The organism is Mangrovivirga cuniculi, assembly GCF_005166025.1.
Lineage (GTDB): Bacteria > Bacteroidota > Bacteroidia > Cytophagales > Cyclobacteriaceae > Mangrovivirga > Mangrovivirga cuniculi.
On the sequence record NZ_CP028923.1, the window covers coordinates 4,175,890 to 4,201,142 of the forward strand.

The 25,253-nt window shown below is 33.7% G+C and carries 29 protein-coding genes; 28 read left to right on the forward strand and 1 reads right to left on the reverse strand.

The features are described 5' to 3' along the window. The first annotated feature begins 11 nt into the window (after positions 1 to 11). The 17 genes from DCC35_RS18370 (at position 12) to DCC35_RS18450 (ending at position 14,789) form a co-directional block, all read left to right on the forward strand. Entirely contained in the window at positions 12 to 416 is a 405-nt protein-coding gene (locus DCC35_RS18370; RefSeq protein ID WP_217495887.1) for a DsrE family protein, read from the forward strand. A gap of 358 nt (positions 417 to 774) precedes the next feature. Beyond that, entirely contained in the window at positions 775 to 1,305 is a 531-nt protein-coding gene (locus DCC35_RS18375) for a GNAT family N-acetyltransferase (RefSeq protein WP_137092176.1), read from the forward strand. A 330-nt stretch (positions 1,306 to 1,635) separates the two neighbouring features. Beyond that, positions 1,636 to 2,109, forward strand: coding sequence for a hypothetical protein (locus tag DCC35_RS18380; protein WP_137092177.1), 474 nt, complete (start codon positions 1,636 to 1,638; stop codon positions 2,107 to 2,109). A gap of 170 nt (positions 2,110 to 2,279) precedes the next feature. After that, positions 2,280 to 3,299, forward strand: a complete 1,020-nt coding sequence (locus DCC35_RS18385; RefSeq protein WP_137092178.1) for an HAD family hydrolase — start codon at positions 2,280 to 2,282, stop codon at positions 3,297 to 3,299. 151 nt (positions 3,300 to 3,450) lie between these two features. Continuing rightward, positions 3,451 to 4,023 carry a hypothetical protein gene (locus DCC35_RS18390; protein WP_137092179.1) on the forward strand — a complete coding sequence of 191 codons (573 nt, stop codon included), beginning with the start codon at positions 3,451 to 3,453 and terminating at the stop codon, positions 4,021 to 4,023. Positions 4,024 to 4,053: 30 nt separating this feature from the next. Continuing rightward, a complete protein-coding gene (locus DCC35_RS18395) occupies positions 4,054 to 4,422 on the forward strand; it encodes a glyoxalase superfamily protein (RefSeq protein ID WP_137092180.1) in 369 nt (122 codons plus the stop codon). A 2-nt stretch (positions 4,423 to 4,424) separates the two neighbouring features. Continuing rightward, positions 4,425 to 4,778, forward strand: coding sequence for an SdpI family protein (locus DCC35_RS18400; RefSeq protein ID WP_137092181.1), 354 nt, complete (start codon positions 4,425 to 4,427; stop codon positions 4,776 to 4,778). A gap of 313 nt (positions 4,779 to 5,091) precedes the next feature. Next, the gene (locus tag DCC35_RS18405; RefSeq protein ID WP_137092182.1) at positions 5,092 to 5,550 is read left to right on the forward strand and encodes an META domain-containing protein; all 459 of its coding nucleotides are present in this window, start codon (positions 5,092 to 5,094) and stop codon (positions 5,548 to 5,550) included. Positions 5,551 to 5,958: 408 nt separating this feature from the next. Then, a complete protein-coding gene (locus DCC35_RS18410) occupies positions 5,959 to 6,738 on the forward strand; it encodes a PKD domain-containing protein (protein ID WP_137092183.1) in 780 nt (259 codons plus the stop codon). 421 nt (positions 6,739 to 7,159) lie between these two features. Further along, positions 7,160 to 8,260 (forward strand): LVIVD repeat-containing protein, encoded by a 1,101-nt coding sequence (locus tag DCC35_RS18415; protein ID WP_137092184.1) that lies wholly within the window; start codon positions 7,160 to 7,162, stop codon positions 8,258 to 8,260. A 186-nt stretch (positions 8,261 to 8,446) separates the two neighbouring features. Continuing rightward, positions 8,447 to 8,908: a 3-oxoacyl-ACP synthase gene (locus tag DCC35_RS18420; protein WP_137092185.1), complete on the forward strand. Its 462-nt coding sequence runs from the start codon at positions 8,447 to 8,449 to the stop codon at positions 8,906 to 8,908. Positions 8,909 to 9,046: 138 nt separating this feature from the next. After that, entirely contained in the window at positions 9,047 to 10,111 is a 1,065-nt protein-coding gene (locus tag DCC35_RS18425; protein ID WP_137092186.1) for an LVIVD repeat-containing protein, read from the forward strand. Between the two features lie 235 nt (positions 10,112 to 10,346). Further along, positions 10,347 to 10,727 (forward strand): BlaI/MecI/CopY family transcriptional regulator, encoded by a 381-nt coding sequence (locus tag DCC35_RS18430; RefSeq protein ID WP_137092187.1) that lies wholly within the window; start codon positions 10,347 to 10,349, stop codon positions 10,725 to 10,727. 1 nt (position 10,728) lies between these two features. Beyond that, positions 10,729 to 12,159, forward strand: coding sequence for an N-acetylmuramoyl-L-alanine amidase (locus DCC35_RS18435; protein ID WP_137092188.1), 1,431 nt, complete (start codon positions 10,729 to 10,731; stop codon positions 12,157 to 12,159). 94 nt (positions 12,160 to 12,253) lie between these two features. After that, positions 12,254 to 12,724 (forward strand): GyrI-like domain-containing protein, encoded by a 471-nt coding sequence (locus tag DCC35_RS18440; RefSeq protein ID WP_137092189.1) that lies wholly within the window; start codon positions 12,254 to 12,256, stop codon positions 12,722 to 12,724. Between the two features lie 43 nt (positions 12,725 to 12,767). Next, entirely contained in the window at positions 12,768 to 13,679 is a 912-nt protein-coding gene (locus DCC35_RS18445; protein ID WP_137092190.1) for a hypothetical protein, read from the forward strand. Between the two features lie 60 nt (positions 13,680 to 13,739). Continuing rightward, on the forward strand, positions 13,740 to 14,789 hold the full coding sequence (locus DCC35_RS18450; protein ID WP_137092191.1) for an MBL fold metallo-hydrolase: 1,050 nt from the start codon (positions 13,740 to 13,742) through the stop codon (positions 14,787 to 14,789). Between the two features lie 63 nt (positions 14,790 to 14,852). On the opposite strand, the gene DCC35_RS18455 is transcribed toward DCC35_RS18450, so the two are convergent. Continuing rightward, a complete protein-coding gene (locus DCC35_RS18455) occupies positions 14,853 to 16,382 on the reverse strand; it encodes a SulP family inorganic anion transporter (RefSeq protein ID WP_137092192.1) in 1,530 nt (509 codons plus the stop codon). A gap of 284 nt (positions 16,383 to 16,666) precedes the next feature. On the opposite strand from DCC35_RS18455, the gene DCC35_RS18460 reads away from it, so the two are divergent. The 11 genes from DCC35_RS18460 (at position 16,667) to DCC35_RS18510 (ending at position 25,205) form a co-directional block, all read left to right on the forward strand. After that, positions 16,667 to 17,587, forward strand: a complete 921-nt coding sequence (locus DCC35_RS18460) for a glutaminase (RefSeq protein WP_137092193.1) — start codon at positions 16,667 to 16,669, stop codon at positions 17,585 to 17,587. 180 nt (positions 17,588 to 17,767) lie between these two features. After that, a complete protein-coding gene (locus tag DCC35_RS18465) occupies positions 17,768 to 18,136 on the forward strand; it encodes a hypothetical protein (protein WP_137092194.1) in 369 nt (122 codons plus the stop codon). Between the two features lie 104 nt (positions 18,137 to 18,240). Beyond that, positions 18,241 to 19,215, forward strand: a complete 975-nt coding sequence (locus DCC35_RS18470; protein WP_137092195.1) for an RDD family protein — start codon at positions 18,241 to 18,243, stop codon at positions 19,213 to 19,215. Between the two features lie 140 nt (positions 19,216 to 19,355). Continuing rightward, positions 19,356 to 19,817: an ankyrin repeat domain-containing protein gene (locus DCC35_RS18475; RefSeq protein WP_137092196.1), complete on the forward strand. Its 462-nt coding sequence runs from the start codon at positions 19,356 to 19,358 to the stop codon at positions 19,815 to 19,817. Between the two features lie 64 nt (positions 19,818 to 19,881). Beyond that, positions 19,882 to 20,445: a helix-turn-helix domain-containing protein gene (locus tag DCC35_RS18480; protein WP_137092197.1), complete on the forward strand. Its 564-nt coding sequence runs from the start codon at positions 19,882 to 19,884 to the stop codon at positions 20,443 to 20,445. A gap of 23 nt (positions 20,446 to 20,468) precedes the next feature. Beyond that, a complete protein-coding gene (locus DCC35_RS18485; protein ID WP_137092198.1) occupies positions 20,469 to 21,380 on the forward strand; it encodes an alpha/beta hydrolase in 912 nt (303 codons plus the stop codon). A gap of 227 nt (positions 21,381 to 21,607) precedes the next feature. Continuing rightward, the gene (locus DCC35_RS18490; protein ID WP_137092199.1) at positions 21,608 to 22,903 is read left to right on the forward strand and encodes a DEAD/DEAH box helicase; all 1,296 of its coding nucleotides are present in this window, start codon (positions 21,608 to 21,610) and stop codon (positions 22,901 to 22,903) included. Between the two features lie 112 nt (positions 22,904 to 23,015). Further along, the gene (locus DCC35_RS18495) at positions 23,016 to 23,234 is read left to right on the forward strand and encodes a hypothetical protein (RefSeq protein ID WP_137092200.1); all 219 of its coding nucleotides are present in this window, start codon (positions 23,016 to 23,018) and stop codon (positions 23,232 to 23,234) included. 220 nt (positions 23,235 to 23,454) lie between these two features. Next, positions 23,455 to 23,844: a hypothetical protein gene (locus tag DCC35_RS21940; RefSeq protein ID WP_137092201.1), complete on the forward strand. Its 390-nt coding sequence runs from the start codon at positions 23,455 to 23,457 to the stop codon at positions 23,842 to 23,844. 280 nt (positions 23,845 to 24,124) lie between these two features. Then, entirely contained in the window at positions 24,125 to 24,613 is a 489-nt protein-coding gene (locus tag DCC35_RS18505; RefSeq protein WP_137092202.1) for an RNA polymerase sigma factor, read from the forward strand. Further along, on the forward strand, positions 24,597 to 25,205 hold the full coding sequence (locus DCC35_RS18510; RefSeq protein ID WP_137092203.1) for a hypothetical protein: 609 nt from the start codon (positions 24,597 to 24,599) through the stop codon (positions 25,203 to 25,205). The genes DCC35_RS18505 and DCC35_RS18510 overlap by 17 nt, the downstream gene beginning before the upstream one ends. The last annotated feature ends 48 nt before the right edge of the window (positions 25,206 to 25,253 follow it).

The window sequence follows — 25,253 nt, forward strand, 5'->3', positions numbered from 1 at the left end:
AGATGAAAAAAATGATCTTAGTGATAGCAGGGTTGTTCATTTGCACCCTGCTATTTGCCCAAAGCGAACCGGTCAATATTGTATTTGATGTGACCGGGAAAGACAAGCAACTGCATGAAAAAACTATCCGGCATGTTAAAGGAATGTCAAAAGCCTATCCTGATGCTAAATTTCAGGTTGTCGTTTACAGTGGTGCTCTTGACATGTATTTAAAAGATAAGTCCACAGTGAAATCTGATATTGAATCATTAGTAAAAAACCCAAATGTGAGTTTTAAAGTTTGTGAACAAACGATGAAGAGACATAATAAATCAAAATCAGATTTGATTTCGGGAATAGAACCGGTACCGGATGGAATACTCGAAATAGTAAATAAACAAAAACAAGGTTGGGGCTATATAAAAGAAAGTTATTAAAATCTCTAAAACCACCATAAATTAGATGGTGGTTTTTTATGCCCTCGTCAATCCTTCAATATATTAAACTACATTTAATTACTTCAAAGATCCTTGTAGAATGTAAATCAGTTATCAGAAGATATTTTGAAAACCAGCATATTACAATTTAATCGGTTATCAATTCTTAATATAACTAGGAATTAGAGGGAGGATTCTTTTGGATTATATATTAAAAATTAATCGAATTTAAGTATCTCAAAAAACGATCTTTAATACTGTTTTAGGTAATAAGAAATATTTATTATAATTTAAATTTAATAGACCAATTCTGCTTAAAAGAGAATTGTATTTTTGCTACTGCTAAAAACAGTCACAAATGAAAGTGAAAATCCGCCCCGAAACTCAAAATGACTATGAATGCGTATCGCAGGTAATCTCTGCGGCTTTCAAAAACGAACCTGAAAGTAATCATGATGAAGAATACCTCGTTGAAAGGTTACGAATGACTAGTAACTATGTACCCGATCTTGCATTAGTTGCTGAAGTTAAAGATAAAATCATCGGATTTATTCTATTGATAAAAATCAATATCGTAACTGATGATCAAATTATAGGAGCCTTGGCTATGGCACCCGTTTGTGTGCTTCCTAAATTTCAAAATAAAGGTATCGGAGAAAAACTAATTAACGAAGCTCATTCCAGAGCAGAAAAAAACAATTACCCGGCCATAGTACTTGTCGGTCATGAAGATTATTATCCCCGGTTTGGTTACAAGCCAATGAGTGATTTTAATTTAAAAACAACATTTAACATACCTGCTAAAAACTGCATGGCAATAGAACTTACCCCAGGATCGTTGTCAAATATCAGAGGCACAGTGGTTTACCCCAAAGCTTTTTTTGATTAGAATAATTATTGGCATTCTTAAAATAATTCAAAATTTAATTTTAGCAACTATTGATATAACAATTTAAAAAGTTGATAGTATTGTTAATATTATATTTTATAACAAAAAATTACTATTTAAAAAGGTAACCCCATCAGTAAGAAAATAGATAAGTTTTATATATAATTTTTTCGATAAAACGGAAAAAACTGGCTATGAAGCCAAATAAATCCAAGATTGTATTTGAAAATTCATAATCTAACCTTTATATTTGAAGTGATGTTAATTGAATTATTTTACATTATTCAAATTCATTACATTCTTTTTTAAAAATTACTGCTAAACCACAATATGAAAATTTTATCGATCGCATTTTTCTCTGTTTTGTTATATTTTTCTTCTTTTAGCCAAACACGAACAGAGATTTCCGGAAAATGGATAGTTGAAAAAGCTGAGCTCCCTGTTAAACCTAACATGACCGAAGATCAAAAAGAAATGATGGATCTGATTCTTACAGAATTCAGCAGATCATCATTTGAATTTGACTCTAAGCAACAGGCTAATTTTAATATCAGGCTTTCTGATTACTATATTTATAATGCCTTTTGGGTATACAATAAAGAATCAAGAACGATTGCCATCAGAGATAAGAAAACGAAATCTGTTTTAATGCAGTTATTTGTGAGACCGGTTTTTGGTAATACAATGAAATTTTATGTACAAGATACTCCATTCGTATTAACTGTTAAGAAGGTCAGTGATCTGGACGAAATAAAATATTCATATAAATCAAAAGATAACAGAAAATTTGCTGTGAACCCCTAATTATTTTTTATCAAGTGGTTTAGATAAAATTTAACTCTTCTCAATAACATAAAAAAGGCAAGTAGGTACTTGTCTTTTTTATGCTTTAATAATTAAAAGTTTGTAAATTATTATAACTGTTTTTTTAATTGGGGAAACCCTAATTGTTATATAGACCGATAGCTAATCATATGAGATATAATATAATCACCCTCTTAATATTTTGTCTCTCTTGTTCCTCTCCAGATACATCCTCTGATAATTCTGATATTAAAAATGAATCAATAATAGATTCTGATCCTTTACCATCATGGCATGATAATAAGATTAAAAAAGATATAATTTCTTTTGTGAAAAACTCAGTAGAAGAAGACTCATCAGGCTTTATAAAAGAAGAAAACAGAATTGCCACTTTTGATAATGATGGCACTCTATGGTCAGAAAAACCGTTTTATTTTCAATTATTTTTTGCTCTGGATAGAATAAAATCCTTAACAAAAGAAGAGCCTGAACTATCTAATGATACTTTAGTTCAGAAATTACTAAGTGAAAACCCTAAAATATTATCTTCATTAACTCATGAAGATCTTATAGAGATAATAATGAAGACGCATTCAGGCATGACAACGGAAGAATTTGAAAAGATTGTATCTGAATGGATCAGAGCAAGTAAACACCCCAGGTTTAATAAACCATTTAATGAAATAATTTTTCAACCGATGCTCGAACTGATTGATTATTTAAATGACAATAACTTTAAAGTCTATATAGTTTCCGGAGGTGGTGTTGAATTTATGAGACCTTGGGTAGAAGAGACCTATGGAATTCCCAAAGAACAGGTAATAGGTAGCTCTATAAAAACTCGTTTTGGAATTATCGATCAAAAACCAGTCTTAGAAAGATTACCGGAAATTGATTTTATAAATGATAAGGAGGGAAAACCTATTGCTATAAACAGGGTAATCGGAAAAAAACCTGTATTCTCTGCAGGTAATTCTGATGGAGATCTTCAAATGATGCAATGGACTGACTCAAATAATGAAAGTTTCATTTTATACGTACATCATACTGACGGGAAAAGGGAATGGGAATATGACCGGAAGTCTTCAGTTGGAAGATTTGATAAGGCACTCGATATAGCAAAAACTAACGATTGGAACATTGTTGATATGAAAAATGACTGGAAAGTGATCTACCCTTTTAAGCATTAATAAGAATGGTTCATTGTGGCTAGGATTTAATTAAAAGGTTCTTTTAACATATCCGGAAACGTATTAACTAAATACCATTTATTAGTTTATAAAACTTAATTCGGTATTAGCTCCAGGTAAAAAACCATGTACTCACTTAATTATATTTAGGATGGTAAGCTATTTTAAATTTACAATTTTATTATTCATTTCATCTTCACTTTCAATATCCGGCCAACACGATGAAGAAAGAAAAGCTCAGCCAGAAAACTTACAACATCATGTTTACCACAATAAACTAGGCATTGGTCTGGGGCATACCCATGTATCAAGAGGGAGAAATATGGATGGCATCAAATGGCTTGCACTACCTTCATTTGCATTGATATACGATTATCATTTCAATCAAAGATGGAGCTTAGGAATTCATGTAGATATAATTGTTGAAAATTTTGAAGTTGAAACTAATCTTCGTAGCGATAATGAAAATGAAATAATTAAAAGAAACCGCCCTATCGCTCCGGCGTTAATGGCTACATATAAATTCACCAATCACAGTAGTTTAGTTTTTGGAGGGGGATTTGAATATGCACCAGAAGAAACACTTTCAATTTTCAGGGTAGGATATGAGTGGAGTACTCACCTGAATGAAAAATGGGAACTAGCTATTCCATTTACCTATGATTTTCGAATAGATGCTTACGATAGCTGGACACTATCTTTAATCATCGCCAGAATGTGGTAGGTTGAATTCTAAACTTAATAAATAAAATCCATGGATAAATATAGATTCTCTCACTGCTCAACCATTATTCCAGTTACCAATATGGAATCTTCCTTATTTTTTTATACGGATAAACTTAATTTCAATATTGAATTCACATGGGAAAATCCAGTAAGTTACGCCATCCTTTCAGCTGGAGACAATATAAACATACATCTCAGTTTAAGAGAGGGGCAAACGAAAGAGATCCCTTCTCCAGTACTTTATATATTTATTTCAAATATCGATAACTTCTACAATGAGTTAAAAGAAAAAAAACTTCATTTTCATAACCCCTTAGGAAACCGGGATTATAAAATGAGAGATTTTGATGTAGTTGACCCCGATCAAAACATCATAACTTTTGGAGAAGGGATTTAATTATGAATTATCAATCACCGTATTTCTTAATTCTATTTATTTCTGGCATAGTTATGATAGCTATGGGAATTACCCTTAAAAAATGGCCTCCTAAAAACCCCAATTGGGCATTTGGCTACCGATCTAAATCTGCTATAAAATCTCAGGAAAGATGGGATTTTGCACAATCATATTCAGCAAAAATTTTAACTAATACAGGTTTGATAACTATTTGTTTAGCTATTGCATCCTTGTTCCTGAATATCTCTGAAACAGGAGGACTCTTCCTGGCACTGGGATATTTATTCATTATTTTCTTAGTTGTTTACTTTAAAACTGAAGCAGCAATAAAAGATAAATTTCCACCCTATTACTAAATTATAAAATGACATTTTCTAATCTCAAATACTATTGCTTCTTATTTCTATTCCTTCTCGGATGTTCAGATAAAAAAATAATAACAATCAGGAAAATAATAATTCTGTTGAAGATAAAAATCTGATTGGTTTTGAAGCTACTGGAAATAACCCTACCTGGGATCTGAAAATAGATTTAGAAGACAGTATTAAGTTCGAAACTAATGACGAAAATAAACTCTCAATAAGTTTTCCTGTAGGAAATACTATTCGCCCTCAGGACATCAATGCCATAACTTTTCGATCTGAAAATAAAAATTATCAAATAGACATAATGGTCATTGACAGAAGTTGTGATGATAATATGCCTGGAAATAAATTTGAATATGCAGTAAAAATCACTCTTGATATAAAAGATAGTGACGAAGTTATGTCATATTCCGGTTGTGGCAAGTATATAGGTACAGCCACATTAAACGGTGTATGGCAATTAAATAAGATTAATGAGAAATCTGTCGACAACCCTCCTAAGCCTCCAAACATCCAGTTTAGGTTTGAAGAAAGAAATATTTCTGGATTCACTGGTTGCAACCGGTTTAAAGGTAATGTTGAATTCTCAGATAATTCGATTAAGACAACACAATTTTCTGTGACAAACCTTGCTTGTAAATTGAATGATATTGAAAAAGAATTTTTGAATTCAATAGCTGAAAAAAAACTCAATTATCTGATAACTGGAGATACCCTTACATTATGGACAGCTGAAGATAATTTGGTTTTCATCAGGCTTTAATTATCCTATAATTATTTTTTATATTATTTTTTGAATCTACTCATTTATGTAACAAGAATTGATTTATTCTTGCGTCTTGTGATTCGACTATTTAAGAAACTGAACTATCTTTAAAAGATAAAATCTATCGTTTCAATATTAGTTTTACCCATTAATAAGGTTCTATTCTTTGAAGGAAAACATTATTCAAGACCTTATTCAAAACCTGGGTTAGAATCTGTAATCTAATAATATCCTGTTAATCAATTTATGCCTCCCATTGAATTCGAACATAATACATTTGACCAATGAGGATAAGTGATTATACGAATCATAAAAAGAATTCAATTAAAAAAATCACATGTAAGTTGCCGTTGAGACAATCCTGTATTTACTTGCGACTTCATTTTTAAACCTTAATATTTTTTTATGAGAATTTCATTTTTTCTTTCAACTATTTTAGGCTTGTTAATTTTGATTTCATGCTCAGATGAAGAAGCTGAGCCATTAAATGCAAATTTCGAAGTAACAGCTGAGGGCGATGCTCCAAATGCCAGTGTAACAATCACTAACTCATCAACAGGTGCATCCTCATATGAGTGGACTTTTTCCGAAGGAGCAGGTATGGAGACTTCCACCATGGCAAATCCTGGTACTTTAACAATTGAAAAAGCAGGTACATTTACAATTACGCTTAAAGCTATGAATGGCGGAGAAGTTAAAGAGCATACTGAAACTTTAACTATAAACGGAAACACAGCTATTTCAACGTACACTGACCTTGAATTTGCTACTGCTCCGGAAGATCCTACTTACGGAAGATACTTTTCATTTAACACTGAACAAATGTATCTTGAATCTGAAATTACAGAGGAAAACGGCAGTGATATTCATATTGCTTTCACTTCATATGAAAACGTAATGTATTTTTTTGAATCACCGGATGCTGAAAAATATGCCATCCCGGGTGCACCGGTTACAGAATTTGAAAACACAAACGAAGATATCACTGTTGAGCAGTTCGATAACATGACTGATGATGAGTTAATAGATCCCTTAACCATCACAGAAACAAATGATTCATTTGGAAATAGCGGAATCCCTGGCACAGTACTTTTCAAGCTATCTGATGGCAGAAAAGGAGTTATTCGTACAAAAGCAGTTAATGCAGACAGACTTTTAGTCGATATCAAAGTACAGAAATATTAATTACCAATTCACAGGGCAATGCCCTGTGAATTTCTTCTTCGTTACAATTCCCCGAAGCTTATTCAATCCTACATTAAACCTGCCACCAAACAAGGTATAGCTTCAATTCAATATAAATAGACCCTGTTTAAATACCTTGAACAAAAACTAAATCAGCTTATCCCGAAACTACAATTTTAGTAATTCCTACTACTCTTCTTAGATATATTTATCGCAACTAATTTCCCTGAATTAATTATCTGAATACCCTAATTTCGATCTTTGGAAAATCATATGTACAAATTTTGCTAGAATGTTACTTGCAACTCAACTCAATTTATTTATTAAAATGAATTCAATTTCCTGTTACTTTATTTGAATCTTCTCATTTATAAGACAGAAATTAAATTATTCTCTTCAGTAAATACTCGATTATTAAGCTATGCTTAAAAGCACAAAAATAATATTGGCGATATCAATTATATTAATTACTCTATCCTGTGGAAAAAATCCAGAACCAATTCTGGAAGATGAAAAAGCAGATATTGGAAAATATCCAGCAAATCAACTTATCTCTTCTCTGGATTTGGACGTGCTAAAAATATATGATCTCTGGGGATATATAGATCCTGCTACTAATAATAAATATATTCTGGCAGGATACATAGATATTACAACAGGCGGGATTGTAATAATTGATGTGACTGATCCGTATAATCCAACCAAAAAAGCTTTTTCAACGGGTTCCCAGGTCCTGGATATTAAAACATATGATCATTACGCCTATATTACAACAGGTAATAATTTTACTCCTTCTTACATTATAGACCTTAAAGACATTAATAACCCCCAAATAGTCAACGAAATTCCTGAATCCCATAATATTTTTATCGTAGATGATCTTCTTATGCTTACTGATTCAGGAACTAGAATTTATGATATCTCAAGCGATCCGGCTAATCCCATTCCAATATGGGGCGACAGCCTATATTCGGGACATGACCTTATGGCTACAGATCAATACCTTTATGATTTTCATACTTCTAAAACTATTATTTATTCTCGCATATCAGATTCAGAATATAAATTGTTAAGCGAGATTAAAGGCGCTTCAGTAATGAATTTTCATCACAGCGGATGGGTGACCGATGATGAAAACTTCCTGTTCATTTGTGATGAATTTGCTGGAAGGGAAGGTAATGAGAAGCAAGACATTACGATATGGGATATTTCTGACAAGACTAGCCCTGAATACATAACCTCCATTAATGATAATACATCTACTGTACATAATATTCAGATCCAAGGAGAATACGCTTATGTTTCATATTACACAGCTGGATATAAAGTTTTTAATATTAGTAATCCGGCTTCACCAAAACTAATTTATGAATACGATACTAATCCAGAGGCTCAGGATAACATGCTTTTCGATGGAGCATTTGGGGTTTACACTCTATTTAATGATGGCAAAGTTTATGTGAGCGATATGCAAAATGGACTATTTATCTTTGGAAACAGATTCCAGACTAAACCTGAATGATTTACTTTCTATCTGAAATGTCATTTTAATAAATTCACTGAAACTTATTGATGAGTATCTCAAAAAAAATTAGTCAATAGAATGTTCATCTCTGCAATATTTCATCTCTGCAATATAAGGTGCATAGTTTCGCTAAAGTTTATAATTGACTAAGAGTATTATCTATCAATATTGTAATTTTACTCAATGAAGGATTATTCATTAATAAAAAACAGAATTCATCAATATTGCCTGGATCAGATAAATGACAAAATTGTTTTGAGTGAGGCCGGAATGAGAGAAGCCCAGGAGTCGGCTAATAATGAAACTAAAAGCAGCGCCGGAGATAAATACGAAACAGGAAGAGCAATGGCTCAGATTGAAAAGGACAAATATGCAGCTCAACTAGCTGAAGCAAAAAAATTGTTTAAAGTTATCGATAATCTCGATCCAAAAAAGAAACACGACAAAGTGGAACCAGGAGCATTAGTAATTACTGATTCCGGCAATTACTACATTTCTGTTAGTGTCGGGAAAATTATCATTAATGGAAATCAATATTTTGCTATATCTCCTTTAACACCCCTGGCAAAAGCAATTATAGATAAGGAAAGTGGAGAAACAGGTATATTCAGAGGGAAAGAGATTAAAATTAATAAGATTATCTAAAAGACTTTTTTAAAACCTTGATTGACATATAAGGAAGCTGAATTTTAACGTTATTTCTGAAATAAATACAATTTGCAAAGCAGTTTTTCTCACTTTTTAATTAGATTTATATTTTTCAATCAATAACATAATCCATTCATGAGTAAAAATTTATTATTATTGATCATCCCTATTTTAGTTTTTATTTCCTGCTCGGAGGATGAAGAGGAAGTTAAACCTATTTATGATCATCAACCAAACGAACTTGCAGGCAGACTTGAATTTTCAAATTCATTGAAAGACATTTGGGCATTTGATTCTCCCAGTAGAAATCGTGAATATATTTTAGTCGGATATTATGGCGAACAAAATAGTGATGGAATTCACATTGTCGACCCATTTGATATTGAGAACCCTAAACTAATTGGATCTGTTCCTGGTGTAGGAGGATTTGATATTAAAACTTATGGTAATTATGCTTACTCGGTTTTTGGAAGCAATAGCTATCCTGGTTTTGTTATCGACTTAACAGATCCGGCAAGTCCACGTGTTGTAAATGAATTTACAGGTGCTCACAATATATACACCACAGAAAGTGGGTTATTAATTACAAATGCTCCTGGATTAAAAATTTACGACATTGCATCTGACCCTACTAATCCGTCTTTACTTTGGTCTGATAATAAAGAAGGAGGGCACGAAACTCACGTGAGAGATAATATTCTATATGATTTCCACGGAACACTTGGAACTATTATTTATGATATAACCGATCCGGCAAATCCGGATTCTCTTTCTACAATAACTAATTCTGATGTAGTATATCATCATAGTGGATGGACAAATGCCGATCAAACAGTCCTGATTTTGTGTGATGAACTATCATTCAGATCAGACCCATCAGGAGCTGACTTTTATGTTTATGATATCTCTGATAAAACTAATCCGGTATTCCTGACTTCAGTAAGCAACGAATCATCTATACTACATAACGTTCATATTGTTGGAGACTATGCATATTTCGCACATTATACAGCAGGATATAAAGTTTATGACATTTCTAATCCTGAAAACCCTGCCATAGAATTCGAATATGATACCGCCCCAAATCAAACAGGAGAAAATTTCAACGGAGCCTGGGGAGTTTATGGAATTTCTGAAAGTGGTTATAAATATATTAGCGATATAAGTAACGGTCTTTTTATTTTTAAAGGAGCCGAATAATCATATTACAAAATCAAAAAAAGGCGACAGAATTGTCGCCTTTTTTTATGCCTGAATTTTTGGTGATACCTTTTTCCAGGATTTGATATAAACTTCTTTTCACGGAAATTATTCAAAATAATAGAGTCAGTTGCCAACAAAATCTTATTTAAAAATCAATTATATTTTTAAAATTTAATTTTAATTACTACAATTGTAGTATCAAAACTACAAAAGTAAAAACTAAACTATAATTGTGGATAATAAACAATTAAATAAATCAGAGCTTCAGATAATGAAATATCTGTGGAAAATTGAAAAAGGTTTTTTAAAAGATATTGTTGATCAGTTTCCCCAACCCGGACCTGCTTATACTACCATATCGACTCTCATAAGCAGAATGGTCAATAAAAACTATATAGGATATACAAAGATGGGCCGTGATAAGGAGTATTATCCGATAATTAAAAAGAACGATTATTTCAAAACGCAAATCAAATCCATCGTTTCAGACTTCTTTAATAATTCCTCATCTCAATTTGCCTCTTTCTTTACTAAAAATTCTGATTTATCAATGGAGGAATTAAAAGAGCTTGAAGAAATGATTCAAAAACAAATCAAAAAAAAGAAAAAATAAGATGGCCGATTATCTAGTATATTCTACTCTTTGTACGGTGGTCACATATTTGACTTATAAATACATATTAAAAGAAACCAGACTTTTTACTTTTAACAGGTTTTTCTTATTAGCTGGCACTTTAGTTTGTTTAATAGCACCACTCCTGGAGTTTAGTTGGGGGAACATTTATAATTCAGCTCCAAAAATTGAAATTTCTCAACTAATTAGTAGTGAAATTGAAATTGAGAACCTTGATCAAAATACAATCAGTTATATTAATCCAGAGACTCCACTCATTATTTATTTGATCAGCATTTCCTATATTATAATAAGTAACATATTCATATTCAGGTATTTCAGAAACATTAACTCTATAATTAAAAGTATAAATAGTTCCACACGAATTAAAAAGAAAGATTATTACTATTTACATACTAGTAACTATCAGAAATATTCCTATAGCTTTTTTCGAACTATCATTATTCCCTTTAAGTATCTAAAAAATAAAAAGCTTTCTGATATATTAATTAAGCATGAATCAACTCATGCACGTCAATTACATACGCTTGACATCCTATTGATTGAATTTATAAAATGCTTTTTTTGGTTTAACCCTATTATTTGGTTTCTGAAAAATGAAATATCTGAAAACCATGAATTTATTGCCGATAAAAATGTCATCAATCAAAATATTAATCCAACTGATTATATAAGCCAGATTTTACGAAGTATGTATAATTCAGGAACCGGATTAACAAGTGGGTTTAGCTTAGTAACAACTAAAAACAGATTAAATATGTTAACAGCCAACAATTATTCAAAAAGAAAAAAGTGGATCAGATTAGCACTTGGATTAATAGTGACACTCTTCGCATTTTCCTTTACATCTTTCAATCCGGATGATATAAATAACGATCCATTCATTGTGATAATAGATGCCGGCCATGGGGGTAAAGATCCTGGTTCACCTTCGGAGAAAGATATTAACCTTATGATTTCAAAAGAAATTCTAAATCAGAGCCAAAATACAAATATTAAGATCATCCTGACACGAGATAGTGATGAATATATTTCTCTCTCCGACCGAGTTACTTTCATCAACAATCAAAAAGCTGATATGTTTTTAAGTATTCATTGCAACAATTCGTTAGATCCGGAAAAAAATGGGCCAGAAGGATATTTTTCAGATAAAAACGAATATCATAACCTATCGAAAAAAGCGACTGAGATAGTAGTATCTGAACAAGTGAACGAGTTTAATAAGAAGGGTAAAATTAAAACTGCAGGATTTAAGATACTAAAAGAGATAAATAAACCGGGAGTTCTTTTGGAGCTGGGATATATGTCAAACAAAGAGGATTCTGAATTCTTATTAAACTCTGGTAATCACAAAAATATCGCTGATAACATTCTCAAATCATTAAATAAAATTGAAAAACAAATGAGATAAAGGCTAGCATTATCAATTTTAAGAAGGGGCATCCTTGGATGCCCTTTTTTAATTCCACTGAAAAATAACGATATTAGCTGCCTAATTATCATCTATGAAGCCAGAAATAAAGAGTTTATCAGCTAAAACACTCCTGGGTTTAAAAACCAAAATGTCAATAGCCAATAATAGCACAGGTGAATTATGGGCCAGGTTTATCCCATTGAGCAAAGAAATCAAAAATAAAGTTTCATCAGATAAAATTTCACTTCAAATATACCCTAAGGATTTTTTTAAAAATTTTTCTCCTGTAACTGATTTTGAAAAATGGGCAGGTGTATTTGTTGAGGGTAAGAATGTATGGAATAAAGAACTTGATGTACTCGAGATTCCGGAAGGAAAGTATGCAGTATTCAATTACAAAGGTCTTGCTGGTGACTCAAAAATATTTCAATACATTTATGGAGAATGGCTACCTCAGTCGGGTTTTAATTTAGACCAACGTCCTCATTTTGAAGTTTTAGGTGAAAATTATAGCAATACATCCCCTGATTCAGAAGAAGAAATCTGGATTCCAATTAAATAAAAATTGATTCTAATTATTATAAGAACATAAATTTTTCAATGTGATGATCAATAGACTTTTTTTTGCATTCTCGATTATCTTATTTTTTAGTTGCAATAATAACGACCCTGTTGGCCAATGGGAAATTCATGCTATATATGATCACAAAGGCTTAAATGAATTTGTCGATAACATGTCAAGACAGGAAAAGCTTGACAAAATTAAATCCCAGCAAAAAGATTCAAGTAGTTTATTTTATTTCACTTTTAATGATAAAGAATCTCTGGATGATGAATCATTGGATAAGATCATGAAGGAAGCTCATTTCAACATGTTCTCTAGCAGGACATCCAATTCCTTTCTGGCTCTTTATGAAAACAAATCTTTCAGTTACTATATCGATCCTTATTACTTTGAAGGCAAATGGAGTAAAGTGGATGAATCAGTTGTTCGACTTAACATCGAGAATAATAGTTTCTATTCAAGTCCGATAGATCTCAAATTACATAAAAGTAATGGGAGTTATTCGTTTCAGAATTTAACTCATGATGAAACAACTTTGTGGGTATATGATCGTGTAAATGCCTCCAGAAGTTCAAATGAACCAAAATACAGGTTACCTGAAAATAATTTATGGAGGAAGAAGGATCTTGATGCCAGAAAAAAAGTGAAAAATCTGTTAAAATTCTGGATCTACGTATTTGATGATGCAATTGTCAATAAAACATATATAAACAAAAGCTCTAAATACTATCAATGCCCTTTCAGGTTTTACAGTATCGGTCTTACAGTTTATTCAATAGATAATCAAAAAATCAACCAGTGGAAAGCTACTTTTAAAAATCAGGAAGAATTTGAAAAAGGGCATCAGATACTTGTTAAAGCTTTAAAAGAAGCTAAATTCCCCACAGAAAAAAAGTTATCTAAACACGAAAGAAATTTGAAGTTTTTTCGTGATGCTTATAAAAAGATATAATATCATCTCATTATAAAACATACTCTGAAAGTGTAAAGTTGTCTATATTAAATAAGGCACATGATCAAACTATCACAATTTGGTAATTCGGTAAGAGACAAAGATCTCGAAAAGTTCAAGCAGTCTGATAACTGGGATGGTGATAAATTTATAAATCTATCCAAAACGACGATGGATATTAATTTATCCACCATACCTAAATTATTAAAACAAAATTTTACGAACCGTAAAGAAAGAAGGCCGAAAGAACCAATAGAAGTAAATTCGTTTGATTCTGAAAAATTCCTTTCAGCAGAAAAGGGACCGAAATTTATCTGGTATGGTCATTCAGTACTAATGATTCATATCAATGGAGTAAAAATACTGATAGACCCAATGTTTGGCAGTGATGCAGCTCCCATCTCTCCGATTGGTTCCAAAAGATTCAGCGACAACACTTTATCAATTATAGATTCACTGCCTAATTTTGATGCCATTCTGATTACTCACGATCATTATGATCACCTGGATCTGGACAGCATTAAAAAATTAAAAAATAAGTGCTCAAAATGGTTCGTCGCATTAGGAGTTTCAAGGCACCTGGAACAATGGGGAGTAGCAAGTTCTGAAATAACAGAATTTGACTGGTGGGATAATATCAATTTCGAAGGTATCAAAATCACTTTTACACCTTCGCGTCATTTTTCAGGACGGGGTCTTTTTGACCGGGCTAAATCTTTGTGGGGAGGATGGGTATTAAAAACTGACGATCATTCAATCTACTGGAGTGGAGATGGTGGTTATGACAATCATTTTGAAGAAGTCGGACAAAAATTGGGCCCTTTTGATATAGGTTTCATGGAATGTGGACAATACAATACGCACTGGCATCAAATTCACATGTTTCCTGAAGAGGCAGTAAAAGCTGCTATAGTATCACAGACGAAATTGGCGATACCTGTGCATTGGGGTGCATTTGCTTTAGCACTTCATAGCTGGACGGATCCTGTAGAAAGATTTACCAGGGAAGCAACTCATAAAGGACTGTCATTTTATATTCCTTCTCCAGGAGAAATATTTAATAAGGAAAGAAACAAACAACCCAATAACTGGTGGAAAGAAATTGAATAAAAAAAGCCGGAATCAAATTCCGGCTTTCATCTATTTATTGTAGTCTAACTAAGATTCAGACCATTATACTTTATCCACAACAACCTTGTAAGTCGGATCTTCCATCACATTCACATCAATCAACTTATCAGCATTATTTAATAACCTCCTGCAATCTTCACTTAAGTGCTTAAGGTGTATAGTTTTACCTTCTTTCTGATATCTTTCAGTTAGTTTGTTAAGAGCCTCAATAGCCGATTGATCCACTACCCTGCTTTCAGCAAAATCGATAATTACTTCATCAGGGTCATTTTTAACATCAAACTTTTCATTGAAAACACTCACAGAACCAAAAAATAACGGACCGTAAATTTCATAATGCTTAACTCCGTTCTCGTCGATATGCTTTCTTGCACGGATCCTTTTGGCATTATCCCAGGCAAAAACTAATGCGGAAATAATCACTCCAACCAATACAGCTAAAGCAAGATTATGCAGGAATACAGTGATTAGAGTCACCAACACCATTACAAAAACATCTGATTTCGGCATTCTTCGGAAAGTTCTCAAACTTGCCCACTCGAAGGTTCCAATAGCCACCATGATCATAACTCCTGTAAGAGCCGCCATAGGCAATTGTTCTATAATCCCGGCACCAAACATGATGAAAACAAGTAACATGACAGCAGCTACAATACCAGAAAGTCGCGCTCTTGCGCCTGAACTAATGTTAATCAAACTCTGTCCAATCATAGCACAGCCTCCCATTCCTGAGAACATTCCCGATAAAATATTTGCTGTACCCTGGGCTACTGCTTCTTTATTTCCACGTCCCCTCGTCTGAGTAATCTCATCTACGATGTTCAGTGTTAACAGCGATTCTATCAATCCAACACCTGCCATTATCAGCGCATAAGGAAAGATCAATTTGAGCATTTCCATATCAAAAGGAACATCGGGGATATGAAACGGAGGGAATCCACCTTCAATTGAAGCGATGTCTCCCACAGTTTTCGTATCAATACCGAATACTGCCACCAAACCAAATACTGCTAAAATACCTGCCAGCGAAGACGGGAAAACTTTGGTTAACTTTGGTAAGCCCCAGATTATAAACATGGTGATCAAAACCAATCCTAAATTCATATATAAAGGCATACCGGAAAGCCAGTCACCCGAATCATTTTTAAACTGCCCCAATTGAGCCATAAAAATGATGACCGCCAGTCCGTTTACAAATCCGAAGATTACCGGTTGGGGCACCAGCCTCATAAATTTACCGAGTTTAAACACCCCGGCAAGAATCTGTATCAAACCTGCAAGAATAACCGTCGCAAAAACATATTCAGGACCATGAGAAACCGCAAGGGCAGCAATCACAATTGCCACAGCTCCCGTTGCACCAGAGATCATTCCGGGGCGACCACCTAAAATGGATGTCACCAATCCCATTACAAATGCTGCATAAAGACCAACTAATGGAGATAATTTAGCGATCATTGCAAAAGCTACCGCCTCGGGAACCAGTGCGAGTGCTACAGTTAATCCAGATAAAATCTCAGTTGGATAATTAACCTTTTGTTTCAGGTCGAATAAATTGAAAATCTTCTTCATTTAAATACTTTTTAAAAGGCTTAACACCCTCACCCGAAAAAACGATCACCCTATCGCTTGATTCCGAGCCTTTTAAATTTTAAGGATGCAAAGGTAGTACTATAAATATGAAATCACACTCTTGTCATTGCAAAAAGCTTCCTTTTGATAAATTTTCAATTCCAGATATTCTAAATTATAAATTACATAGCTGTCTATAACAAGATTTAAACTAATTTAGAATATCCTCTACAAAGGTTTTCAAATGAGTTCATGCATCTTAAATTGCGCAAAAAACGGGAATTATGGTGTTTGATTACAGAAAGATATTCAGAGAGATAGCCGACGAGATCACAGATATGAATGATCTCGGTCATGTTGCTGATTACATTCCGGAACTCAAGCATATTGATCCTGATAAATTCGGCGTCCACTTAACAGACATTACCGATCAGCATTATGATTTTGGTGATGCCAGTGAGAAATTTAGTATACAAAGTATTGCGAAAGTTTTATCTCTGATTCTGGCATTTAAAAATGAAGGAGTAAGCATCTGGAACCGCGTTGGAGTAGAACCCTCCGGATCACCATTTAATTCCTTGGTGCAATTAGAATACGAAAAGGGGATTCCACGAAACCCATTTATCAATGCCGGAGCATTAGTGGTATCAGATATATTGATTAGTTACCTGGACGACCCGAAAAAAGAGTTTATTAGTTTCGTAAGAGAATTGGCTCAGTCTGAAGATATTCACTACAATCCCCAGGTTGCTGAGTCAGAAAAAGCTACTGGAGATAGAAATTCTGCCCTGGTGCATTTTATGAAATCTTTTGATAACATCGAAAACGATCCGAATGAAGTTCTCGATTTCTATTTTTATTTATGCTCTGTTGAAATGAATTGCAGAGAGTTGTCAAGAGCCTTTTTATTTCTCGCTAATTACGGGACAGATCCATTAACTGATAATAGAATATTAACCCCCAGCAAAGCCAAACGTGTCAATGCTATAATGCAAATGTGTGGATTCTATGATGAAGCTGGTGATTTTGCTTTTAAGGTTGGTTTACCTGGGAAAAGTGGTGTAGGAGGAGGAATTGCAGCTGTTTTACCCGGTGAATACAGTATAGCTGTATGGAGCCCCAGATTAAATAATCGGGGTAATTCTTATAAGGCAATGAAATTTTTAGAGAAGTTTACTACCAAAACGAATACCTCTATTTTTTAATCAAAAATTTACTCCCTTGTTAGAATCCTGTGAATAAGTAATTTCTTTTTACAGAAGATCCTCAGCAAATTATTGTAATCTTAAAACAAAATTAAGATTGACATAAAATGTTAGACATTAAAATATTAGACAATATGGTACAATTATTGTGCTAAATATAAAGTGAAAAAACTTATAATAATGGCCAATAAAATCATTAATTATTTAGTCATATTACTTATATTACTCGCATGCAATGACAATAAAAGTCCGAATGATGTTAATATAAGATTGAAAAATACCAGCAGGTATGACTACAAAAATATAATAGTTTACGATAAGGAATTTGAAGATTTGAAGAGTGGTGCTTTGAGTGAATATCAACAGTTTGACATTGCATATAGATACGCATTTGTCGAACTGGAGATCAATGGCAGTGTATATACCATACAACCAATTGATTACGTTGGTGAAACACCATTAGAAAACGGATTTTATACTTATCAGATAGGGGCTAATGATTCCAATGATCAATACGGCAAGCTCTCAATTGATTTGGTTAAAGATTAGTCTGATTGATTGCTTTGCTAAGGGGCGACTGATTAATTTCAGTCGCTTTTTTTGTTTACCTTTTTGAAGTACCTGGTATTCATATTTATACCAACTTTTTAAAAATGAAAATAAGTAAACTACCTATTGTCCCTTTAGCATTAATACTTGGAGTTCTGGGACTATTTTCCGACTTCACCTACTATTTTTTTGCTACAGATCCGGGAGAAACTAACATATTTCAACAAATTCTATATTGGATTTCACCAAATGCAGGATTCTGGATGCAAGGATTAGATATATTAAACATTTCGAATGATTCCGGAATGGGAAGTATCAATATTATAAGCGTATTGGTTTTTACACTTTTTTTAATAGGTGCTCTACTCTACTATTACTCAGATGGTAAAAGATCTAATTTACTCAGAGTTTGTTTTTCAATAATTTTATTAACCGCCGGATTAGGAATGATATTCGGACCTTTAAATTTTATTTTTATCCAACTCTCTGACGACTTAAACATAAGTTACGCATTGGGAAATAACTGGTCATGGATTCCCTTTTTTGCTAAAAATGTAATCTTGACTTTCATATCGTTTAAGATTATTAAACAAATAACTAAAGAAAATGAAAGCAAAATCATTTCTGCTAATGCAAATCAACCTGTTAACAGAGGCTATCGATTTGCGCATTATCTAATAGATATGATGGTCTGCTTTTTTTACCTAGCTCTGGCGATAAAAAATTCTATATTCTTCGCAAGAGTACTTGATTTTGGATATGAGTTCGATGAGCTTTCTTTGCAAATAGCCTTTTATCTTTCTTTAATCCTTTATTATATTTTCTTTGAAGCTACTTTTCAGGCAACCCCTGGAAAAATGGCAACAGGTTCAAAACTTGTGGCTGAAAAAGGAAAATTGTCAATTGGAAAGGTAATTGGCAGAACTTTCTCCAGGTTCGTTCCTTTCGAACCATTTTCATTTTTTGGAGATAAGGGCTGGCACGACAAATGGACAAACACAACAGTTGTAAAAGAAGGTTCTCAGGCCAGTGAGAAACATAAAATTACTTACGAAGAACTTGGCCTGATCGACGCATAAAAAATAAAACCCTGAAGATGGATTCAACTTCAGGGTTTTTTATTGCTTTAATAGAAATTTCATTTTTCAAAAGTCCGTTTAAACCATTATCTTATTAAATAGTTCCTGTTATTAGTTTATTTATTTCTAAAAATATAACGATGGATTTAAACGACTTCAATAATGCAATTCGGTCCGGTAATACAGAAATAGCCAAACAATGTATAGAAAATGACCCTAAAATAGTAGACCACATTGATGAACGGGGATTTACTCCTCTCGTAATGGCAGCCTACTTTGACCAGGATAAAATGGTGCAGCTGCTTGTCGATAATGGAGCCAACCCTAATGCCGTAGATGCCGCTGGTAATACTCCACTTATGGGCGCTTCATTTAAGGGATTAATATCAATCGCCGAAACGTTGATAAATGCAGGTACAGATCTAAACATTCAAAATGCCAACGGAGATACTGCACTTACCTTTGCCTGCAAGTATGGTCAGGAAGAAATCGCAAAATTACTAATAGAAAAGGGTGCAAAAAAGGACATTAAAGACAACGATGGACTTACTCCTATTGACCATGCAAAGCAGGAGGGCTTTGATTGGGCTAAGAAACTTTAAATTATAAAAGACATTTGATCAAAATCGTCATAACCATATTATTTCAGCTTCCTATATTTACAATATGTTAGCTGATGAAAACATATATAATGCGGTAATGCATATCGAAAGTAATTTTGCGTCAGATTCAGACATCAAAATTCTTTCAGATATAGCCTGCTATTCCCCTGTACATTTCCGAAGATTATTTAAAAATCAGACCGGGTATACACCAGCAAAATACCTGGAAATGATCAGAATTAGCAAAAGCATCGAATTAATCAGAGCAAAGGCTCCGGTCAGAGAAATTGCCTTTGATATCGGTTTCAATAATTATGAAACATTTATCAGAGCTTTTAAAAAGTATTCAGGCATTGCTCCAGGGGATCTGATAAGCTTGTTAAAGATATTAGAACAAGAAACCGATGAAGATCAGCCGGTTGTTATTATCCACGAATCAGCAAGCCTTTCTCAAACCCGTTCACTTTTGGAAAATTCACTTGAAGAGAACCTTTTTACAAAAGATAAAATTCAGGATCTTAAGGTTTTTCGAATAACTGAGTCCTCTAAAAGTACCAGAAAAATAACTGATAAATTTTCTTTTTATGATGATCTCGTCACGGCACAGACGATCATCAACTCATTTTAATTAAAAAAATCAAAAATAAATTAATGGAGAAAACTAATTTTATTAATCGTAATAAAGCTATTAATAAAGAGCTTGTATTTAATTTACCTTCAGGTAGAAAAATTAGTTACACTATTTACGGAGCATTAGAGGGCAGGCCTGTTTTCGCATTTCATGGTACTCCGGGTTCACGGATTTGGTTTACAGAAGATGATGAAGAGTCAAAACTTCAGAATATAAAACTGATCACAGTTGACCGGCCCGGATATGGTTTATCTACACCTGTAAAAGGAAGAAGTATAATCGATTTTGCTGACGATATTAATGCATTGGCAGATCATCTGAATATCAATAAATATGCTGTGCTGGGAATATCCGGTGGATCAGTTTACTCCCTGGCTTGTGCTTACAGATCCCCTGATAGAGTCATTAAGGCAACTTCGATAAGTTCGATTGTTCCATTCATTAATGGCCGACCACCTAAAGAAATGTGTTCAGAAAACAGAAATGCTTTTTTCCTGGCTAAATATCTCCCCTTCCTGGCAAAGTGGATTTTAAACGGTAGTAGAAAAATGATAGCTAAAGACCCTGATAAATATATTCATCATGTCCAGAACCAGGTTGATCACCTATGCTCTTCAGACCGGGAGTTTATCCAAAAGGAAGAAGCTGGAAATATCATATTAAACACCATGAAAGAAGCTTTCCGCCAGTCTGTACATGAAGCAGCGACAGAACCATCGTTGCTATCAAAACCATGGGGATTCGAACCAAAAGACATCCAAATACCTGTTGAAATCTGGCATGGCATTGATGACACGTTAACCCCAATAGACCCGGTGAAAAATTACTATGAGGGTAAAAAGAACTTTATTTGTCATTTTATAGAAGATAAAGGCCACTTTATGGATGCTGATAAGGATATCTGGAAAGAAATCCTTCTTCGAGCTACCTGACAATCTAAAATTATATTTACTCATTTTATACTTAAGGAAATTATTAATCGTTTAGTAAACAGGTAATTGAATTTACTTTAATGCATCAGTTCTCATTATTGTTAAGGCATGGAGTACCATAAACTCCATGCTTTTCTTTTCTTCCAAAATTGGTAAAAACTTAGAAAACTTACTTTTGATAAAAATCTAGTGTAAAAGAGCTACCTTTGCAGTCTAATTAAGAATATATGACATTTAATGAATTAGGGCTTAATAAGTCTATCCTGCATGCTTTGAATAAGCAAGGATACACAAACCCTACCCCGATACAGGAAAGAGCCATTCCTGTTTTATTACAAGGTAAAGATCTTTTAGGATGTGCACAGACCGGTACCGGTAAAACAGCGGCATTTACTATCCCTATACTTCAACATCTGGAAAACGAACCTTCTCAAGGGAAGGGAAAAAGAAAAATAAAATCGTTGGTTGTTACTCCAACACGAGAACTTGCTGTACAAATCGGAGAAAGTATTGCTGCTTATGGTGAATTCACTCATTTAAAGCATACAGTAATCTTTGGCGGTGTAAAACAAGGTGCTCAGACCAAAGCCCTGCATCATGGAGTAGATATCCTTGTAGCAACACCCGGGCGATTACTCGATCTGATCAATCAGGGATTTATTTCTCTTGATCATATAAAATATTTTGTTCTTGACGAAGCAGATCAGATGCTCGACATGGGCTTTATCCATGATATTAAAAAGATCATCAAGAAGCTTCCAAAGAAAAGGCAATCTCTTTTCTTTTCTGCGACAATGGCTAAGCCTATTGTAGAACTGTCACAGCAAATACTTGGCGAACCGGAGCAGATCACCATCAAACCTGAAAAGCCTACAGCCGAAAAAGTTACTCAGAAGGTTTACCATGTTAGTAAGAGGAACAAAAACAATCTCCTTTTACACATTTTAAAAGAAGGTTCTGAAGAATCTACACTTGTATTTTCACGAACTAAGCATGGAGCAAATAAAATCGTTAAAAAACTTAATCAGGCAGGCATCGAGGCAGATGCAATCCACGGAAATAAATCGCAGACTGCTCGTCAAAAAGCGTTAAATAAATTCAAGAAAGGTGACTCTTCAGTATTGGTTGCAACTGATATTGCCGCAAGGGGTATTGATGTAGACGGACTTGAATTGGTGATCAATTATGACCTTCCAAACGTTGCTGAAACTTATGTTCACAGAATAGGTCGTACCGGAAGAGCAGACAAAGCCGGTGTAGCTGTATCATTTTGCGACAGGGATGAAAAAGCCTACCTCAGAGACATTCAAAAATTAATTAAACAGGAGGTCACTATCGTCGAAGGCCATCCTTATGAAAGACCGGATGGTGAAGAAGAACCTGAAAAGAAACCGTGTAGTAAGAAGCCGGAGCGCAAGTTAAGTAAGCGTCATCAGCATCATAACAAGGAAAAAAATCAACGGAATTTCAGGAGAAAAAAACACCATAAAGGAGGTAACCGCGGAGGCAGAAATAATAGTTAAATTTATTTATCTGACTTTCATTTAGTTAGCAGTTTTTCGACGAATTTCGACAAACAATTGGTTACCAAATCCGGTCTTAAACTATACATTTATAGAAACAAAAAGATCGTGTATGTATTCTTTAGCCGAAAGACCAAGGATAGAAACAGTTAACAAAATCGTACAGTATGTTCAGGCCATGGACCTGAACAAAGGCATGGTTTTACCTAACATTGGAACAGTTCTGACAGTAGAAGAATGTTTAAATAATGTCAGGGTAATTCTTACCAATAGTATGATTAACACAAATGAGATTTTCTTCTCTAAATATGAAAGAATAATGGTAGAGTAACGATTAAGAAATCAAACTCTCGATACAAGGTAAATTAGGATACGACATCTGGTCGTATCCTTTTTTATTAGATTAAATTCATCAGGGAGTTATTCGGAAGACCTTACCAATGCATCTCAAATCAATTGACCTATTTCAAGCTGAGGATCAATTTCATTTTACATTTTCAAATGTTAACATTGTAAAATAATTTAAGAGCTATTTTTAAAATATTTAATACATGAATTTTTTTAGTGAATTAGGTCCCTACTCCACCCCGTTTTATATTCTTTCCGCAATTATTTTATTGACAGCAGTATTCAAGGGAAGAATAATCTGGAATAACGAAAACAAAGATATCAGCATTCGACTGATCTGGGTAATGGGACTTATTGTATTCTTATCGAGCCTTGGGGGATACGTTTATGAAATTTGGTTGGCTTTTGAAATGATTGAGGCAGCCGGCGATATTCAGCCTTCACTGGTAGCAAGTGGAATAAAAGGAGCACTGATCGTTCCATTAGCCGGTATTTTTATTCTGGTTTTCTCAGTTGGATTATGGGCCACCTTGCACGAACTCAAAAGATTTAATCAAAAAACTTCCGATACAGAAAAGGATAATGTGTTATGATTGAGAATAATCAATAATATTCGTATAAAATAATTTTTTCGCTAAGTGTGCCCTTGTTTATTATAATTTTAACTGGCAATCTCATCGAATTATATTCATAGCTACAGCTATTCTCTAATTCCAGCCATCTAAAGCTGTTTGAGATGTAAGCGCAGCGTATCTCGAATCTATAATAAAAGAGGATTTTTAATCCGTAAAAAAATAAATTAAAAAAATCACCACCAAGGTGTAATGATTTTGATTTTTTGCCACTAACCAGATAAACCTATAAGTTAGAAACGTGAGCAGAGATTTTTACCAACAAGAGATTTTACCCTTTGCCGGCATCATTATTAAAATATGCAGGGCTTACACAGATACTGAATCTGATTTCGAAGATTATTACCAGGAAGTGTGTTTGCAAATCTGGCGAAGCAGAGAAAAATTCAAGGGTAACTCCGAATGGTCAACTTTTGTGTACCGCATTACTTTAAATGTATGCCTGACCCTGAATCGCCAGGACAAAAAGAAAAAAGTGGAGGGGTCATTGCCGGATGATTTAAATATCGAAACAAGCAATAGTGCATTTCAAAATGAAGAGGTTCAGATGTTGTACGGTGCGATTAAGCAGCTTAGAGAAGTCGATCGTGTCCTGATTCTTCTCTATCTCGAAGAAAAATCATATGCTGAAATCGGTGAAGTGCTCAATTTGAAAGCTAACAATGTAGGTGTACGTGTAAAACGAATTAAAAAACGATTAAAAAAAATTATCGATGGAAAAGTCAATTGAAAGAACCTGGAAAAGTGCATTTAAAAACAATGAATTGTTAGCTCCTAAACTAATCGGCCTGTACGAAAAGAAATCTGAAATGACTATCGACAAGATGATGCGCCGGTTAAAGATTGATAATTTGTCTTTACTGGCGATATCAGCCATGGTTATAATAGGCGGATACGTTTTTAACTACCTTATTGAAGGCATTTATGGAGCGGCTGTTATCCTAATGATTTTTGGAATTAACTGGTTAATGATCAGAAAAGCTGACAGGGTAGATCTGACCAATGAGCCACTGACTTATCTAAAGTCATTTATGGAATGGATTAAGTCTACTATTAAATTTTACAAAGTGTTTATGGGGGTTGTATTACCAGTAATTGTAGCTCCCTTAATTTATATGATTTCAATAAAGACAGATCCCATCCAGACGATTATTGAAAAAGATGGTCTGGTACCTGTGGTGATTCTCATTATAATTCTATGTGTATTTTTTTCTCTATTTTCCCTCCTGGCATACAGCGTATCGAATAAAATGATGTATGGCAGTTTAATTAACAAGATGAAAGGAATAATTAAGGACCTGGAAGAGTTGAAGAATGAATAAAATTTGTTTCCAATATCAATTAAATGGCTTTTTGGGAGTTTAAGATAG

What these genes read in the sequence shown, in the direction of transcription:
- DCC35_RS21940 (WP_137092201.1), top strand. Translation starts at nt 23,455, where the DNA reads ATGAATTTTTTTAGTGAATTAGGTCCCTACTCCACCCCGTTTTATATT.
- DCC35_RS18470 (WP_137092195.1), top strand. Translation starts at nt 18,241, where the DNA reads ATGAAAATAAGTAAACTACCTATTGTCCCTTTAGCATTAATACTTGGA.
- DCC35_RS18420 (WP_137092185.1), top strand. Translation starts at nt 8,447, where the DNA reads ATGAAGGATTATTCATTAATAAAAAACAGAATTCATCAATATTGCCTG.
- DCC35_RS18485 (WP_137092198.1), top strand. Translation starts at nt 20,469, where the DNA reads ATGGAGAAAACTAATTTTATTAATCGTAATAAAGCTATTAATAAAGAG.
- DCC35_RS18510 (WP_137092203.1), top strand. Translation starts at nt 24,597, where the DNA reads ATGGAAAAGTCAATTGAAAGAACCTGGAAAAGTGCATTTAAAAACAAT.
- DCC35_RS18385 (WP_137092178.1), top strand. Translation starts at nt 2,280, where the DNA reads ATGAGATATAATATAATCACCCTCTTAATATTTTGTCTCTCTTGTTCC.
- DCC35_RS18465 (WP_137092194.1), top strand. Translation starts at nt 17,768, where the DNA reads ATGGCCAATAAAATCATTAATTATTTAGTCATATTACTTATATTACTC.
- DCC35_RS18425 (WP_137092186.1), top strand. Translation starts at nt 9,047, where the DNA reads ATGAGTAAAAATTTATTATTATTGATCATCCCTATTTTAGTTTTTATT.
- DCC35_RS18370 (WP_217495887.1), top strand. Translation starts at nt 12, where the DNA reads ATGATCTTAGTGATAGCAGGGTTGTTCATTTGCACCCTGCTATTTGCC.
- DCC35_RS18380 (WP_137092177.1), top strand. Translation starts at nt 1,636, where the DNA reads ATGAAAATTTTATCGATCGCATTTTTCTCTGTTTTGTTATATTTTTCT.
- DCC35_RS18400 (WP_137092181.1), top strand. Translation starts at nt 4,425, where the DNA reads ATGAATTATCAATCACCGTATTTCTTAATTCTATTTATTTCTGGCATA.
- DCC35_RS18395 (WP_137092180.1), top strand. Translation starts at nt 4,054, where the DNA reads ATGGATAAATATAGATTCTCTCACTGCTCAACCATTATTCCAGTTACC.
- DCC35_RS18480 (WP_137092197.1), top strand. Translation starts at nt 19,882, where the DNA reads ATGTTAGCTGATGAAAACATATATAATGCGGTAATGCATATCGAAAGT.
- DCC35_RS18475 (WP_137092196.1), top strand. Translation starts at nt 19,356, where the DNA reads ATGGATTTAAACGACTTCAATAATGCAATTCGGTCCGGTAATACAGAA.
- DCC35_RS18405 (WP_137092182.1), top strand. Translation starts at nt 5,092, where the DNA reads ATGGTCATTGACAGAAGTTGTGATGATAATATGCCTGGAAATAAATTT.
- DCC35_RS18455 (WP_137092192.1), bottom strand. Translation starts at nt 16,382, where the DNA reads ATGAAGAAGATTTTCAATTTATTCGACCTGAAACAAAAGGTTAATTAT.
- DCC35_RS18495 (WP_137092200.1), top strand. Translation starts at nt 23,016, where the DNA reads ATGTATTCTTTAGCCGAAAGACCAAGGATAGAAACAGTTAACAAAATC.
- DCC35_RS18375 (WP_137092176.1), top strand. Translation starts at nt 775, where the DNA reads ATGAAAGTGAAAATCCGCCCCGAAACTCAAAATGACTATGAATGCGTA.
- DCC35_RS18390 (WP_137092179.1), top strand. Translation starts at nt 3,451, where the DNA reads ATGGTAAGCTATTTTAAATTTACAATTTTATTATTCATTTCATCTTCA.
- DCC35_RS18490 (WP_137092199.1), top strand. Translation starts at nt 21,608, where the DNA reads ATGACATTTAATGAATTAGGGCTTAATAAGTCTATCCTGCATGCTTTG.
- DCC35_RS18450 (WP_137092191.1), top strand. Translation starts at nt 13,740, where the DNA reads ATGATCAAACTATCACAATTTGGTAATTCGGTAAGAGACAAAGATCTC.
- DCC35_RS18410 (WP_137092183.1), top strand. Translation starts at nt 5,959, where the DNA reads ATGAGAATTTCATTTTTTCTTTCAACTATTTTAGGCTTGTTAATTTTG.
- DCC35_RS18460 (WP_137092193.1), top strand. Translation starts at nt 16,667, where the DNA reads ATGGTGTTTGATTACAGAAAGATATTCAGAGAGATAGCCGACGAGATC.
- DCC35_RS18415 (WP_137092184.1), top strand. Translation starts at nt 7,160, where the DNA reads ATGCTTAAAAGCACAAAAATAATATTGGCGATATCAATTATATTAATT.
- DCC35_RS18445 (WP_137092190.1), top strand. Translation starts at nt 12,768, where the DNA reads ATGATCAATAGACTTTTTTTTGCATTCTCGATTATCTTATTTTTTAGT.
- DCC35_RS18435 (WP_137092188.1), top strand. Translation starts at nt 10,729, where the DNA reads ATGGCCGATTATCTAGTATATTCTACTCTTTGTACGGTGGTCACATAT.
- DCC35_RS18440 (WP_137092189.1), top strand. Translation starts at nt 12,254, where the DNA reads ATGAAGCCAGAAATAAAGAGTTTATCAGCTAAAACACTCCTGGGTTTA.